Origin of the sequence: Streptomyces sp. P9-A4 (assembly GCF_036634195.1) — a bacterium.
Lineage (GTDB): Bacteria > Actinomycetota > Actinomycetes > Streptomycetales > Streptomycetaceae > Streptomyces.
Genome location: NZ_JAZIFY010000001.1, coordinates 3231673 through 3245525 on the forward strand (window position 1 = coordinate 3231673; position 13853 = coordinate 3245525).

Here is a 13853-nt window from a genome sequence, read left to right on the forward strand (position 1 = left end):
CCGCCTCGCGCGCGGGTTACTTGCGCTTGGGCTTCTTGCGGGCGGCCGGGTTGCCCGTGCGGGTTCCGCGCCGCTTCTCGAACTGGGCGACGGCCGTCTCGTACTCGGCGCGGCGCAGCTTCTCGCCGGGTGCCTCGACGAAGCAGCGGGCGCAGTAGGCGAGGAGCGAGCCGATGAAGCCGATCGCCTTGAGGCTGCGCAGGGACTCCTCGCGGGCCGGGTCGGCGGGCCGGCGGAGGAAGCCCTCCCAGGTCTTGCGGAAGGCGATGGCGCTGCAGACCGCGAACATGAGGACGACCAGCATGTTGACGATGCCGCCGACGTCCGCGATCTCCAGGCCCTCGTACGCGAAGCGCAGCACGAAGCAGGCCGCGACGGCGGCGGCGAGCGAGCCGGCGGCCATGCCGACGCGGCGCGCCGTGTAAGGGCCGTCGTGGCCGACCCAGGTCGTACCGAAGAAACGGATCTCCTCGGGCCGCGGCCCGGCGGGGGTGCCGCCAGGAGTGCCACCGCCCGTGCCGCCGGCCGTACGGGGGGTCTGCTCGTCGTCGCTCTGGTCGCTCACGAGGTCGATTATCCCCGGGCCGGCGGAGGAGGGCCTCAGGCGCAGCGCGGTGCGACGAAGCCGTCGCTGCCCGTGTGCACATAGGCGTCGGAGACGTACTCGCCGGGCGCGATGCTGTCCCAGATCCTCGTGGTGCCGTACGGGCCGGTGATCCACTCGCCGTACTTCTGGCAGGAGATCGCCACCGTGGCGCCCACGGGCAGCGCGCGCACGATCGCGTACTGGGTGCCCGGGCCCGAGCGCACGTTGACCTGGTAGCCCGGTGCGACCGTGTAGCGCGAAGCGGCCATCGCCGTCACCGCGCTCGGCGTGGCGGCGTCGTCCGTCGTCTTGTTCTTGTCCGTGTCCATCTGGTCCTCCCCCGTTGGCGCAAAAGCGCTCCGCTGAGTTTCACTCTCCGCGACGCGCAGGCTAGCAAGCCGCACCGACATCGCGGGGGTCATGGACTAGGCTCCGTCGGGTCGCGCACGTGCGCGCGAGGTGACGGGCAACCACACGGGGGTGGGCGATGCCGCCGCTGCGAAACACCGGTGCCGACCGGGAAGCGGAGGGGCCCGAGTACGCGGGCGACTACCGCCTGCAGGCATGTCTGGGAGCCGGTGGCATGGGGGTCGTACACCTCGCCGCCTCGGCCTCGGGGCTGCGGCTCGCGGTCAAGGTCGTGCACGCACGGTATGCGGAGGACCCCGAGTTCAGGGCGCGTTTCCGCCAGGAGGTCGCCGCCGCCCGCCGGGTCAGTGGGGCTTTCACCGCGCCGGTCGTCGACGCCGACCCCGATGCCGTACGCCCCTGGATGGCCACCCTCTACGTTCCCGGGCCCACCCTCTCCGACCAGGTGAAACGGAACGGCCCACTGGCCCCCGCCGAGCTGCGCAGGCTCACCGCTGGACTCGCGGAGGCCCTCCGCGACATCCATCGTGCCGGGGTCGTCCACCGCGACCTCAAGCCCAGCAACGTCCTGCTCACCGACACCGGCCCCAAGGTCATCGACTTCGGCATCTCGCGGCCCGTCGACAGCGATCTGCACACCGAGACGGGCAAGCTCATCGGCTCGCCGCCGTTCATGGCGCCCGAGCAGTTCCAGCGGCCGAGGGAGGTCGGTCCCGCGGCGGACGTGTTCGCGCTGGGCTCCGTGCTCGTGCACGCGTCGACCGGGCACGGCCCCTTCGACTCCGACAGCCCGTACATCGTGGCGTACCAGGTGGTCCACGACGAGCCCGACCTGACGGGTGTGCCCGCGGACCTCGCGCCGCTCGTCGCGCGCTGCCTCGCCAAGGACCCCGCCGGGCGGCCGACGCCGGCCGAGATCATGTCGGCGCTGCTGCCGCCCTCGTACGCGGCGGAGGCCTTCATACCGGCGCAGCGGCGGCGGCCCGCCCTGCCGGACGGCCGGGACGACGTGTCCGGCCCCACGCCCGCGTGGGACGCGGACACACCGGTCCGGGCCACCGCTCCGGCCCCGCCCCGACGGCGTCCGCGCCCCGGCCGGGACCGCGCGGACGGGCCGTCCGGCCGCACGCGCGGCGGCCGGACGGGCCTCGGCAGGGTGCGGCTCCGGCCGACGCTCGCCGCCGTCGCCGCGCTCGCGCTGGCCGGGGCCGGGCTGTACGCGGCGCTGACCCCGCCGACGGGCGGCACCCCCGAGCCCCCCGCCCGTCCGGCCGAGGTCGCCACCGCCTTCGCCGGCTGGCACACCGGGCTCCAGAAGCACGGCCCCACCGCCGCTCCCGCCTGCGCGTACGGCGGCGGCGCCCTGTACTGCGCGGCCCGGGGCATCGGCCTGGCCCGGCTCGACCCCGTCACGGGGCGGGTCCTCTGGTCGCGGACCACTCCCGTCGAGGGCGACTCCCCGAAGCCGCCCCTCCTCCTCGCCGACGGCCTGGTCGGCGCCTCCACGCCGACCGGTCCCCTGCGGGCGTACGCGGCCGAGGGCGGCGTCCCCGGCTGGACCACCGACGCGGACCTCCCCGAGCTGTACCGGCCGGCCGGTACCGCCGTCGTGGTCTCCGACGGACGGGGCGGGACGCGGGCCGTCGACGGCCGCACCGGGAAGGAACTCTGGCGGCACGGGCTGGCCGGCTTCGGAGCCGCGCGGCTCGGGCCGTACGACGCCCCGACCGGGCTGATGACCGTGTCCGAGACCTCGGCCGACGGCACGCACACGCGCGTGGGCACGCTCCGGCCGAGGACCGGCGAGCTGGTCCGGCAGCGGAACCTGAAAGGCGACCTCGACCCGCTGGGCCTCACCGGGGACGGCGCCGTGCTCCTCGCCTCCCGCTACCAGGCCTCGCTGTTCGACACCCTGGTCCTGCTGGACCCGGAGAGCGGTTCCGTACGCCGGCTCGCGCTGCCCTACCGGACCGACATCCGGGGCGTCGCCGTGCGCGGCGCGGTCGTCCACGTCCTCGACGCGGACGGGCATCTCACCGCCTTCGACACGGCGGCGCCCAAGGGCCGGGTGCTGTGGGAGCTGGAGACCGGCGCCGGGAACGTGTCCGCGCCGGTCCTCGGCCCCGGCGACCGGCTGTACTTCGCCGCCCAGGACGGACGGCTGCTCGCCGTGGACACCGCGCGCGGGGCGCTGATCGGCCAGACCAGGCCCCGGCTCACGAACGGGCGGATGGAGTACGCGCCGCTCGTGCCCGTACCGCTGGTCGTCGGGGACCGGGTGTTCGGCACGGCCCCGGACGGCTCCGTCTTCGCGGTGGACGCGCGCGATCCCGCGTCCTGGTGACGCCGGGCGGCCGCGCGGAGACGAGGGCGGCGGGGAGTGGGCGTCTCCGCCCGCTCCCCGCCGCCGTCGTTCGTTCCCGTCCGCTCCGGGTGGGTCTCCGGGCGGGTCAGCCCAGCTTCGTCACGTCGCGGACCGCGCCCTTGTCGGCGCTCGTCGCCATCGCGGCGTACGCGCGGAGGGCCGCCGACACCTTGCGCTGACGGTTCTTCGGCTCGTACACGCCGTTCAGCGCGTCCCGGCGGGCGGCGAGGGTCTCCTCGTCGACGAGCAGCTCGATCGAGCGGTTCGGGATGTCGATGCGGACGCGGTCGCCGTCCTCGACGAGGGCGATGGTGCCGCCCGAGGCCGCCTCCGGCGAGGCGTGGCCGATGGACAGGCCCGAGGTGCCGCCGGAGAAGCGGCCGTCGGTGACGAGGGCGCAGGTCTTGCCCAGGCCCCGGCCCTTGAGGAAGGACGTCGGGTAGAGCATCTCCTGCATGCCGGGGCCGCCGCGCGGGCCCTCGTAGCGGATGACGACCACGTCGCCGTGGGTGATCTGCTTGTTGAGGATCTTCTCGACGGCCTCGTCCTGCGACTCGCAGACCACGGCCGGGCCCTCGAAGGTCCAGATCGACTCGTCGACGCCGGCGGTCTTCACGACGCAGCCGTCGGCGGCGAGGTTGCCGTGCAGGACGGCGAGGCCGCCGTCCTTCGAGTACGCGTGGGCCGCGTCGCGGATGCAGCCGTTCGCCGCGTCCGTGTCGAGGGTGTCCCAGCGCTCCGACTGGGAGAAGGCGGTCGCCGAGCGGACGCAGCCGGGGGCCGCGTGCCACAGCTCGACGGCCTCGTCCGAGGGGGAGCCGCCGCGCACGTCCCAGGCATCCAGCCACTCCTTGACGGAGCGGGAGTGGACGGTGTGGACGTCCTCGTTCAGGAGTCCCGCGCGGTAGAGCTCGCCGAGGATGGCCGGGATGCCGCCCGCCCGGTGCACGTCCTCCATGTAGTACGTACGGTCCTTGGCGACGTTCGGGGCGACCTTGGCCAGGCAGGGCACCCGGCGCGAGACCTCGTCCATGTCCGGCAGGCCGTAGTCGAGCTCGGCCTCCTGGGCGGCGGCGAGCAGGTGCAGGATCGTGTTGGTCGAGCCGCCCATGGCGATGTCGAGGGCCATGGCGTTCTCGAAGGCGCCGCGGGTCGCGATCGAGCGCGGCAGGACGGAGGCGTCGTCCTCGTCGTAGTACCGGCGGGTGATGTCGACGACCGTGCGGGCGGCGTCCTCGTACAGTGCCTTGCGGGCGGTGTGGGTGGCGAGGACCGTGCCGTTGCCGGGGAGGGAGAGGCCGATCGCCTCGGTCAGGCAGTTCATCGAGTTGGCGGTGAACATGCCGGAACAGGACCCGCAGGTCGGACAGGCGTTCTCCTCGATGCGGGAGATGTCCTCGTCCGAGATGTTCGGGTTCACCGCGTCGGAGATCGCGTCGACCAGGTCGAGGGTGCGGACCGAGCCGTCGACGAGGGTGGCGCGGCCGGACTCCATCGGGCCGCCGGAGACGAAGACCGTCGGGATGTTGAGGCGCAGGGCGGCCATCAGCATGCCGGGGGTGATCTTGTCGCAGTTGGAGATGCAGATCAGGGCGTCGGCGCAGTGCGCCTCGACCATGTACTCCACGCTGTCCGCGATCAGGTCGCGGGAGGGGAGCGAGTACAGCATGCCGCCGTGGCCCATCGCGATGCCGTCGTCGACGGCGATCGTGTTGAACTCGCGGGCGATGCCGCCGGCGGCCGTGATGGCCTCGGAGACGATCCGGCCGACGGGCTGGAGGTGGGTGTGGCCGGGGACGAACTCCGTGAAGGAGTTGGCCACCGCGATGATCGGCTTCCGGCCGATGTCCGCGCCGGGTACACCGGAGGCGCGCATCAGGGCGCGTGCGCCCGCCATGTTGCGGCCGTGGGTGACTGTGCGGGACCTCAGCTCGGGCATCGTCGCTCGCTCCTCGTGAAGGGTGTGCTTGCCGTCGAGCGTACGCCGACGGACCAAGATCTGGACAGCGCGTCCGCATGGCGGACCGGGTGTTCAGTTTTCGGTCAGGGCTCGGCCCGGCGGACCGGGCTCGGCCGGGGCGCGCGGTCCGGGCCTCCGGCCGGTGCTCAGGCCTCGGTCAGGTAGCGCTGGAGCGTCGGGGCCACCTGGGCCACGATGTCCTCCGGGTCCGCCGAGGCCATCGGCTCGACCTGGATCACGTACCGCATGATCGCGATCCCGATCATGTGGGAGGCCGCGAGCTCCGCCCGGAACTTGGGGTCCGGTACGTCGAGCTCGGCCGCGATCCGCTCAAGGAGCCGCCGCAGCACGAACGCCCGCAGCACCTTCGCCGCCGCCTCGTGGGTCAGCGCCGAGCGCACCACCGCGAGCAGCGGGGCGCGGCTGGCCGGATTCTCCCAGACGCCGATGAAGAAGCGCGCGAGCCGCTCCCCGATCGCCTCGCGGGGGCCGCCGACGATCGCCGGGACCACCGTCGCCGCATCGAAGGAGACCTCGATCGAAGCGGCGAAGACCTCGTCCTTCGTCCCGAAGTAGTGGTGGACGAGCGCCGGGTCCACCCCGGCCGCCTTGGCGATGCCGCGCACCGAGGTCTTGTCGTAACCCCGCTCCGCGAACCGGGCGCGGGCCGCCTCCAGGATGCGTTCGCGGGTGCCCGGTCCGCTCTCCTCGCCGGTACGGGAAGGGCGGCCGCGCCGGCGCGGGGCCGGTTCGGTCACGGTCGCGGCACCCGGGAGGGGCGGGGGGCCGCCGACGCGAGGTGGAGCCGGGTGAACGCCAGGGCCTCCGCGAGGTCGGCCTCGCGTTCGGCGGCCGACATCGCGCGACGGGTGTTGACCTCGATGACGACATGGCCGTCGAAGCCGGTGAGCGCCAGCCGCTCCAGGAGTTCGGCGCAGGGCTGGGTGCCGCGCCCCGGGACCAGGTGCTCGTCCTTGGCCGAGCCCTTGCCGTCGGCGAGGTGGACGTGACCGAGCCGGTCGCCCATGCGGTCGATCATCGCGAGGGCGTCGGTGCGTGCGGTCGCGGTGTGCGAGAGGTCGACGGTGAAGTGCCGGTAGTCGTCCTTGGTGACGTCCCACTCGGGGGCGTACGCGAGCATCTCGCGGTCCTTGTACCGCCAGGGGTACATGTTCTCGACGGCGAACCGCACGTCGGTCTCGTCGGCCATCCGCCAGATGCCGGTGACGAAGTCCTTGGCGTACTGGCGCTGCCAGCGGAACGGCGGGTGGACGACGACCGTCGACGCGCCGAGCCGCTCGGCCGCGGCCTGGGCGCGCTGGAGCTTGGCCCAGGGGTCGGTGGACCAGACGCGCTGGGTGATGAGGAGGCAGGGGGCGTGCACGGCCAGGATCGGGACCTGGTGGTAGTCGGAGAGGCGGCGGAGCGCCTCGATGTCCTGGCTGACCGGATCGGTCCACACCATGACCTCGACACCGTCGTATCCGAGGCGCGCGGCGATCTCGAAGGCCGTCGCCGTCGACTCCGGATAGACCGAGGCCGTCGACAGGGCGACCTTCGCATCCGGGATGCGCACCACTGGTTCTGCCACGGGGACAGGGTACGGGGCGGGCCGGGGGGCCGGGGGGTGGTTCAGGTCACGCCGGCGGGGGGCACGCGCGCGCGGGCGGGGATTGACCGGCGGAGTGGGGGGCACGCGCGCGTGGACCGGGGTCCCGGCGCCACGCGCGCGTGTGGCCCGGGCTACTCCGTCGGCAGGTGGTCCAGGCGGCGCAGGATGACGCCCTCGCGCAGGGCCCAGGGGCAGATCTCCAGTTCCTCCACCCCGAGCAGGTCCATCGCGCCCTCCGCGACGAGCGCGCCCGCGAGGAGCTGGCCCGCGCGGCCCTCCGAGACGCCCGGCAGGGCCGCGCGCTCGGGGGCGGTCATCGCGGCGAGGCGCGGGACCCACTCCTCCAGGGACTTGCGGGTCAGGATCCGCTGGACGTAGAGGCCCTCCCCCGAGCCAGGGGCGCCGGCGATCCTGGCCAGCTGCTTGAACGTCTTCGAGGTGGCCACGACGTGGTCGGGGCGGCCGGAGCGGCTGAAGTCGCCGACCGTACGCGCGATCTGTGCGCGCACATGGCGACGGAGGGCCTTCACGTCGGCGATGTCGGCGGGGTCGCCGGGAAGCCAGCCGGCGGTCAGCCGGCCCGCGCCGAGCGGCAGGGAGACCGCGGTGTCGGGGTCCTCGTCGAGGCCGTACGCGACTTCGAGGGAGCCGCCGCCGATGTCGAGGAGGAGGAGCTTCCCCGCGGACCAGCCGTACCAGCGGCGAGCGGCGAGGAAGGTGAGCCGGGCCTCCTCCTCGCCGGTGAGGACCTGGAGGTCGACCCCGGTCTCGTCCTTCACGCGCGCGAGGACGGCGTCGGCGTTGCTGGCCTCGCGGACCGCCGAGGTCGCGAACGGCAGCACCTCCTCGCAGCCCTTGTCCTCGGCGGCGAGCAGCGCGTCCCTGACGGTCGCGATGAGCCGCTCGACGCCGTGGGGCGCGATGGCACCCCGCTCGTCGAGAAGTTCGGCGAGCCGCAGCTCCGCCTTGTGGGAATGGGCGGGCAGCGGCCGGGCGCCGGGGTGGGCGTCCACCACCAGGAAGTGCACTGTGTTCGAACCGACGTCGAGGACTCCGAGTCTCATGGGCGGAACGCTACTGCGCCTGCCCGCATACGCTTGGACTTGTGCCAAAGACGAAGAAGGCGAAGCCGGGCAAAGACCGCGGTGGCGACACGGACGTGACGGGTGTGAAGGCCGGCAAGGGTGTGAAGAGCGGCAAGAAGCGGGGCAAGGACATGGAGCCGGACGAGAAGGGGCTCGACTTCGCGCGCGCGTGGGTCGAGTTTCCCGACCCCGCCGACGAGGAGCAGGTCTTCCGCTGCGACCTGACCTGGCTGACCTCGCGCTGGACGTGCGTCTTCGGCAGCGGCTGCCAGGGCATCCAGGCGGGCCGGGCCGACGACGGCTGCTGCACCCTCGGCGCGCACTTCTCCGACGAGGACGACGAGAAGCGGGTCGCCGGGCACGTGGCCCGGCTGACGCCCGAGCTGTGGCAGTTCCACGACATCGGCACCGGGTCGGGCTGGACCCAACTCGACGAGGACGGTGACCGGCAGACCCGCCGCTGGGAGGGGTCCTGCATCTTCCAGAACCGTCCCGGCTTCGCGGGCGGCGCGGGCTGCTCGCTGCACATCCTGGCCCTCAAGGAGGGCAAGGAGCCACTGGAGACCAAGCCGGACGTCTGCTGGCAGCTGCCGGTGCGGCGCACGTACGACTGGATCGACCGGCCGGACGACACCCGGGTCCTCCAGGTGTCGATCGGCGAGTACGACCGCAGGGGCTGGGGTCCCGGCGGCCACGACCTGCACTGGTGGTGCACCTCGGCCACCTCGGCGCACGGGGCGGGCGAGCCGGTCTACGTGACGTACCGGCCCGAGCTGACCGAGATGATGGGCAAGGAGGCCTACGAGGTACTGGCCGGGCTGTGCGCGGCGCGGCTCTCCTCGCAGCTGCCGCTGGTGGCCCCGCACCCGGCTGACCCGAAGGCCTGAGGCCGAAGGCCTGACCCCGGAGGCCTGAGGCCGGAGGCCCGTCCCACGCCGAGATCCTGATGCCGGGGGCCCGGCTCAGGACGACGGTGACGGCGGTTCCTCCGTCGTCGGCGGCGGGGTGTTCGGTTCCGTCGTGCCCGGGCCCGTCGTCGGCGGGTCCGTCGTGGGCGGCGGGGTGGTCGGCTCCGTGGTCGGCGGGGTCGTCGGCGGGGTCGTGCCCGGGTCCGTCGTGGGCGGCGGGGTGGTCGGCTCCGTGGTCGGCGGGGTCGTCGGCGGGGTCGTGCCCGGGTCCGTCGTCGGCGGCGGGGTCGTCGGCCCGGTGGTGGGCGGGCTCGTCGGCGGGGTCGTCGGCTCCGTCGTCGTCGGCGGCGGGGTGACCGGGTCGACGACCGGCGGCACGGCGGTCTCGCCGCGCCCGTCGATCCTGACCACCGCGCCCGAGGGGTTCACCCCGATCCGCGCGCTCCAGGCGCCCCGGGGCTCGCGGCCGTGGTCCACGCGGACGGCGATCGTGACCGTCTCGCCGGGGCGGAGCGTGCCCGAGGCCCGGCTCACGTACAGCCAGGGCGCGTCCGTCCACAGCGACCAGTCGACGGGCGAGCCGCCCTCGGCGGTGAGCGTGAGCAGCGTCAGGTCGCCGTGGCTCCGGGCGCTCACGGTGATCCAGCCGGGGGCGGGTTCACCGGGCCGGGACGGGCCCGCGGAGCCGGTGGGACCGCCGGGGCTGAGCACCTCGACGGAGACGTCGGGGGCGCGGCTGCCCCGGGTGAAGCGGGGCTCGGGGGTGGTGCGGGCGTTGCCCGCGTTCTCGTAGTGGTCGTAGGGGCGGCCGTCGGGGCCTACCTGTTCGTCCTGGTCGCTCGCGCTGATCCGGGCCCCGTCGCGGGCGCCCGCGTCGGCGACCGGGCTGCCCCGGTAGGAGGTCCACAGGGCGAGGACGGGGGCGGCGACCACGGCCGCGACGACGGTGGTGGTGACCGCGCGGGCCCGCATCCGGTCGCGGCGGGCCACATGGTCCTTCGGGTCCATGGGGAATCCGGTCGGCGCGAAGCGCGGGGCGCCGGCACGCGCGCGCGGGACGTGCAGCATCGCCATGTACGCGGCGGCCCGGGGCGCCGCGACGAGCGGCAGTCCGGCCGAGGGCAGGGCCCCGGCGCCGGGCCAGGGGGCGGTGGCGCCCACCCGCTCGGCGGCCTTCCGGCAGCGGGGGCAGTCGTCGACGTGCCGGACGAGTTCGGCGCGCAGGGCGGCCGAGAGGAGCACCTGGTGGTCGCCGGTGAGCCGGGCGACGGTGGGGCAGCTGCCGGTCTCGACGACGGTGAGGGCGGCGCGGGTGCGCTCGACCTCGCAGCCGGCGGTGGCGAGGAGTTCGCGGGCGGCAAGCGGGTCGAGGGAGAGCACGGCGGCGACCTGGCGGTGGCTGAGGCCGTGGCGGACGGCCAGTTCCAGGGCCTCGCGCTGCTCGGGGGTGGTGCCGGCGGCCTCGGGCCAGGCGAGCCTGGCGAGTTCGGCGCGGCGGCGCTCGGCGGTCTCCTCGGGGACCCGGGGCGGCTCGGGCGCGGTGACGGCGGGCCGGCCGGTGTGGGCGCCCTGGCGCCTGCGGCGCTGCTCGCCGAGGCTGCGGAGGCAGGCCCAGCGGGCGAGCGCGTACAGCCAGGCCGTACGGCCGTCCTCGTCGGAGGGGCAGCGGCCGTGGTGCCGGTCGGCGACGGCGAGGACGTCGCCGAGGACGGCGGTGGCCGTGTCGTGGTCGCAGAGCACGGAGAGGCAGTACGTGAAGAGACCGTCGAGGGCGGCCTCGTAGCGGGCGGGGGGCCGTCGGCCGAGCGTGCGCGGGCCCTGGTCCGCGGCGGAGTGCGCCCGGTGTGCGCCGGTGGTGCGTGCGGGGGATTCCAGCCTGCTGCTCGTCACCGGTCGACCGTAGGCAGCGCGGGGGCGCTCTTCGTACCGGTTGCGGACTTCTCATTCGTACGGGTGAAGCTATCGCCCGAAGGGGGACAGGAACCGGACGTTCCGGGGGCGGGTGCCGGCCGTGTCCCGGGCCGGGGCCCGTTGTCGGTGGCGGCAGCTACGGTGGGCGACATGGCTGCCCGTACGAAATCGACCAAGGACCGGCCGTCCTACCGCTGCACCGAGTGCGGCTGGCAGACGGCCAAGTGGCTCGGCCGCTGCCCCGAGTGCCAGGCCTGGGGGACGGTCGAGGAGTACGGCGCGCCCGCCGTACGTACGACCGCGGCGGGGCGGGTGTCCACCGCCGCCGTCCCCATCGGGCAGGTCGACAGCCGGCAGGCGACCGCCCGCTCCACCGGCGTCGACGAGCTGGACCGGGTCCTCGGCGGGGGGCTGGTGCCCGGCGCCGTCGTCCTCCTCGCGGGCGAGCCGGGCGTCGGCAAGTCCACGCTCCTGCTGGACGTGGCGGCCAAGGCGGCGAGCGACGAGCACCGCACGCTGTACGTCACGGGCGAGGAGTCCGCGAGCCAGGTCCGGATGCGCGCCGACCGGATCAACGCGCTCAGCGACCACCTGTACCTGGCGGCCGAGACCGATCTGTCGGCGGTCCTGGGGCACCTGGACGCCGTGAAGCCCTCGCTGCTGATCATGGACTCGGTGCAGACCGTCGCCTCCCCCGAGATCGACGGCGCGCCCGGCGGCATGGCCCAGGTCCGCGAGGTCGCGGGAGCGCTCATCCGGGCTTCCAAGGAGCGCGGCATGGCCACGCTCCTCGTCGGTCACGTCACCAAGGACGGGGCCATCGCCGGGCCCCGTCTCCTGGAGCACCTGGTCGACGTCGTACTGAGCTTCGAGGGCGACCGGCACGCGCGCCTGCGGCTGGTCCGGGGCGTGAAGAACCGGTACGGGGCGACCGACGAGGTCGGCTGCTTCGAGCTGCACGACGAGGGCATCACCGGGCTCGCCGACCCCTCCGGGCTCTTCCTGACCCGGCGTGACGTGGCCGTGCCCGGCACCTGTCTCACGGTCACCCTGGAGGGCAAGCGTCCGCTCGTCGCCGAGGTGCAGGCGCTGACCGTGGACAGCCAGATCCCGTCCCCGCGCCGGACCACCTCGGGTCTTGAGACCTCCCGCGTCTCGATGATGCTGGCGGTCCTGGAGCAGCGCGGCCGGATCACCGCGCTGGGCAAGCGGGACATCTACAGCGCGACCGTGGGCGGTGTGAAGCTCACCGAGCCGGCCGCCGACCTGGCGATCGCCCTCGCGCTCGCCTCCGCCGCGAGCGACACGCCGCTGCCGAAGAACCTCGTCGCGATCGGTGAGGTCGGGCTCGCGGGCGAGGTCCGGCGGGTGACGGGCGTCCAGCGCCGGCTGTCCGAGGCGCACCGGCTGGGCTTCACACACGCACTCGTCCCCTCGGACCCGGGCAGGGTCCCGGCGGGCATGAAGGTGACGGAGGTCGCGGACATGGGCGACGCGCTGCGGGTGCTGCCGCGCAGCCGCCGCGCGGCGAAGGGGGCGCAGGAGTAGGCCCGGCGGAAGGGTGTCACGGCCGGGCGTCCGCGCGGGGTGCGCGGGGTGCCGGGCCGGGCGTCCGCCTCGGGTGCGTAGGGTTCCGTCGAGAAGCGGTGCCGGGTGCGGCTCGACGGGTGCACAGGTGTGTTCCGTACGCTTCGCAAAGGCGGGAAGGGTTTGGCCGGTGCCAGGCCGGGGACCCCTTTCGGACCACCCGCGATCGGTCGGGGGCGGAGGGCGGCGGGGTGGTGTCGCTAGACTTTGCCCTGGTCTCGCCCATCCGTACGAGCCGGAGGAGTGCAGTGGCAGCCAAGGACGGGGCAGCAGCTCCTGGAAAGTCCGGCGCGGGCTCCGGCAACGAAGCGCTGATGCGCGCCGCCCTGAGCGCGGTCGCGCCGGGCACCGCGCTGCGTGACGGCCTGGAGCGGATCCTCCGGGGCAACACGGGCGGTCTCATCGTGCTGGGCCTGGACAAGACGGTCGACTCGATGTGCACCGGCGGTTTCGTGCTGGACGTCGAGTTCGCCGCCACGCGTCTGCGGGAGCTGTGCAAGCTCGACGGCGCGCTCGTCCTCGACAAGGACATCACCAAGATCCACCGCGCGGGTGTCCAGCTGGTTCCGGACGCCTCCATCCCCACCGAGGAGACCGGCACCCGCCACCGCACGGCGGACCGGGTCTCCAAGCAGTGCAACTTCCCGGTCGTCTCCGTCTCCCAGTCCATGCGTCTGATCGCGCTGTACGTGGACGGGGAGCGCCGGGTCCTGGAGGAGTCGGGCACGATCCTGTCCCGGGCCAACCAGGCGCTCGCGACCCTGGAGCGGTACAAGCTCCGGCTCGACGAGGTGGCCGGCACGCTCTCCGCGCTGGAGATCGAGGACCTGGTCACGGTCAGGGACGTCACGGCGGTCGCCCAGCGTCTGGAGATGGTCCGCCGGATCGCGACCGAGATCGCCGAGTACGTGGTCGAGCTCGGTACGGACGGGCGGCTCCTCTCGCTCCAGCTCGACGAGCTGATCGCGGGCGTGGAGCCGGAACGCGAGCTGGTGATCCGGGACTACGTGCCCGAGCCGACCGCCAAGCGCTCGCGGACGGTCGCGGAGGCGCTGACCGAGCTGGACGCGCTGACCCACACCGAGCTGCTCGAACTCCCGGTCGTGGCACGGGCGCTGGGCTACAGCGGTTCGCCCGAGACTCTCGACTCGGCGGTCTCGCCGCGCGGTTACCGGCTGCTCGCCAAGGTGCCGAGGCTGCCGGGCGCGATCATCGAGCGGCTCGTGGAGCACTTCGGCGGGCTGCAGAAGCTGCTCGCGGCCAGCGTGGACGACCTCCAGACCGTCGACGGCGTCGGCGAGGCGCGCGCCCGCAGCGTCCGCGAGGGCCTGTCCAGGCTCGCGGAGTCCTCGATCCTGGAGCGGTACGTCTGACCTCCGGCCCGGGGCGCCGATTCCCCGGCCCTGAGCGGTGGGCCTGTCCGGCCTGAGCGGTGGGCCTGTCCGGCCTGAGCCGTGGGTCTGTCCGGCC

General features: G+C 74.1%; 11 protein-coding genes. 4 read left to right on the top strand and 7 right to left on the bottom strand.

Going from position 1 to position 13853, the window contains the following annotated elements; all coding sequences use genetic code 11:
* Positions 1 to 16 precede the first annotated feature (16 nt).
* Positions 17 to 565: a hypothetical protein gene (locus V4Y03_RS14440; protein ID WP_332435186.1), complete on the bottom strand. Its 549-nt coding sequence runs from the start codon at positions 563 to 565 to the stop codon at positions 17 to 19.
* Positions 566 to 600: 35 nt separating this feature from the next.
* On the bottom strand, positions 601 to 915 hold the full coding sequence (locus tag V4Y03_RS14445) for an SH3 domain-containing protein (protein WP_317877185.1): 315 nt from the start codon (positions 913 to 915) through the stop codon (positions 601 to 603).
* A gap of 158 nt (positions 916 to 1073) precedes the next feature.
* Between V4Y03_RS14445 and V4Y03_RS14450 the strand changes: the two genes are divergently transcribed.
* Positions 1074 to 3299, top strand: a complete 2226-nt coding sequence (locus V4Y03_RS14450; protein ID WP_332435187.1) for a protein kinase domain-containing protein — start codon at positions 1074 to 1076, stop codon at positions 3297 to 3299.
* 106 nt (positions 3300 to 3405) lie between these two features.
* Here V4Y03_RS14450 and ilvD read toward each other — a convergent pair whose 3' ends face one another.
* The 4 genes from ilvD to V4Y03_RS14470 all read right to left on the bottom strand — a co-directional run bounded on the left by ilvD (position 3406) and on the right by V4Y03_RS14470 (position 7956).
* On the bottom strand, positions 3406 to 5259 hold the full coding sequence (ilvD, locus tag V4Y03_RS14455) for a dihydroxy-acid dehydratase (protein WP_332435188.1): 1854 nt from the start codon (positions 5257 to 5259) through the stop codon (positions 3406 to 3408).
* 167 nt (positions 5260 to 5426) lie between these two features.
* Positions 5427 to 6038, bottom strand: coding sequence for a TetR/AcrR family transcriptional regulator (locus tag V4Y03_RS14460; protein ID WP_317878339.1), 612 nt, complete (start codon positions 6036 to 6038; stop codon positions 5427 to 5429).
* On the bottom strand, positions 6035 to 6871 hold the full coding sequence (locus V4Y03_RS14465) for a sugar phosphate isomerase/epimerase family protein (RefSeq protein ID WP_332435189.1): 837 nt from the start codon (positions 6869 to 6871) through the stop codon (positions 6035 to 6037). Before V4Y03_RS14465 ends, V4Y03_RS14460 begins: the two co-directional genes overlap by 4 nt.
* Before the next feature lie 152 nt (positions 6872 to 7023).
* Positions 7024 to 7956, bottom strand: coding sequence for a Ppx/GppA phosphatase family protein (locus tag V4Y03_RS14470; RefSeq protein WP_317878822.1), 933 nt, complete (start codon positions 7954 to 7956; stop codon positions 7024 to 7026).
* Between the two features lie 152 nt (positions 7957 to 8108).
* Between V4Y03_RS14470 and V4Y03_RS14475 the strand changes: the two genes are divergently transcribed.
* A complete protein-coding gene (locus tag V4Y03_RS14475; protein WP_332437178.1) occupies positions 8109 to 8864 on the top strand; it encodes a hypothetical protein in 756 nt (251 codons plus the stop codon).
* A 75-nt stretch (positions 8865 to 8939) separates the two neighbouring features.
* Here V4Y03_RS14475 and V4Y03_RS14480 read toward each other — a convergent pair whose 3' ends face one another.
* Positions 8940 to 10775 carry a BACON domain-containing protein gene (locus V4Y03_RS14480; protein WP_332435190.1) on the bottom strand — a complete coding sequence of 612 codons (1836 nt, stop codon included), beginning with the start codon at positions 10773 to 10775 and terminating at the stop codon, positions 8940 to 8942.
* Between the two features lie 171 nt (positions 10776 to 10946).
* Between V4Y03_RS14480 and radA the strand changes: the two genes are divergently transcribed.
* A complete protein-coding gene (gene radA / locus V4Y03_RS14485; protein WP_317877424.1) occupies positions 10947 to 12344 on the top strand; it encodes a DNA repair protein RadA in 1398 nt (465 codons plus the stop codon).
* A gap of 287 nt (positions 12345 to 12631) precedes the next feature.
* On the top strand, positions 12632 to 13756 hold the full coding sequence (gene disA, locus V4Y03_RS14490) for a DNA integrity scanning diadenylate cyclase DisA (RefSeq protein WP_056569600.1): 1125 nt from the start codon (positions 12632 to 12634) through the stop codon (positions 13754 to 13756).
* Positions 13757 to 13853 lie beyond the last annotated feature (97 nt).

Coding starts and splice junctions, on each gene's coding strand:
- V4Y03_RS14450 (WP_332435187.1), top strand. CDS start 1,074: ATGCCGCCGCTGCGAAACACCGGTGCCGACCGGGAAGCGGAGGGGCCC.
- radA (WP_317877424.1), top strand. CDS start 10,947: ATGGCTGCCCGTACGAAATCGACCAAGGACCGGCCGTCCTACCGCTGC.
- ilvD (WP_332435188.1), bottom strand. CDS start 5,259: ATGCCCGAGCTGAGGTCCCGCACAGTCACCCACGGCCGCAACATGGCG.
- V4Y03_RS14445 (WP_317877185.1), bottom strand. CDS start 915: ATGGACACGGACAAGAACAAGACGACGGACGACGCCGCCACGCCGAGC.
- V4Y03_RS14470 (WP_317878822.1), bottom strand. CDS start 7,956: ATGAGACTCGGAGTCCTCGACGTCGGTTCGAACACAGTGCACTTCCTG.
- V4Y03_RS14475 (WP_332437178.1), top strand. CDS start 8,109: ATGGAGCCGGACGAGAAGGGGCTCGACTTCGCGCGCGCGTGGGTCGAG.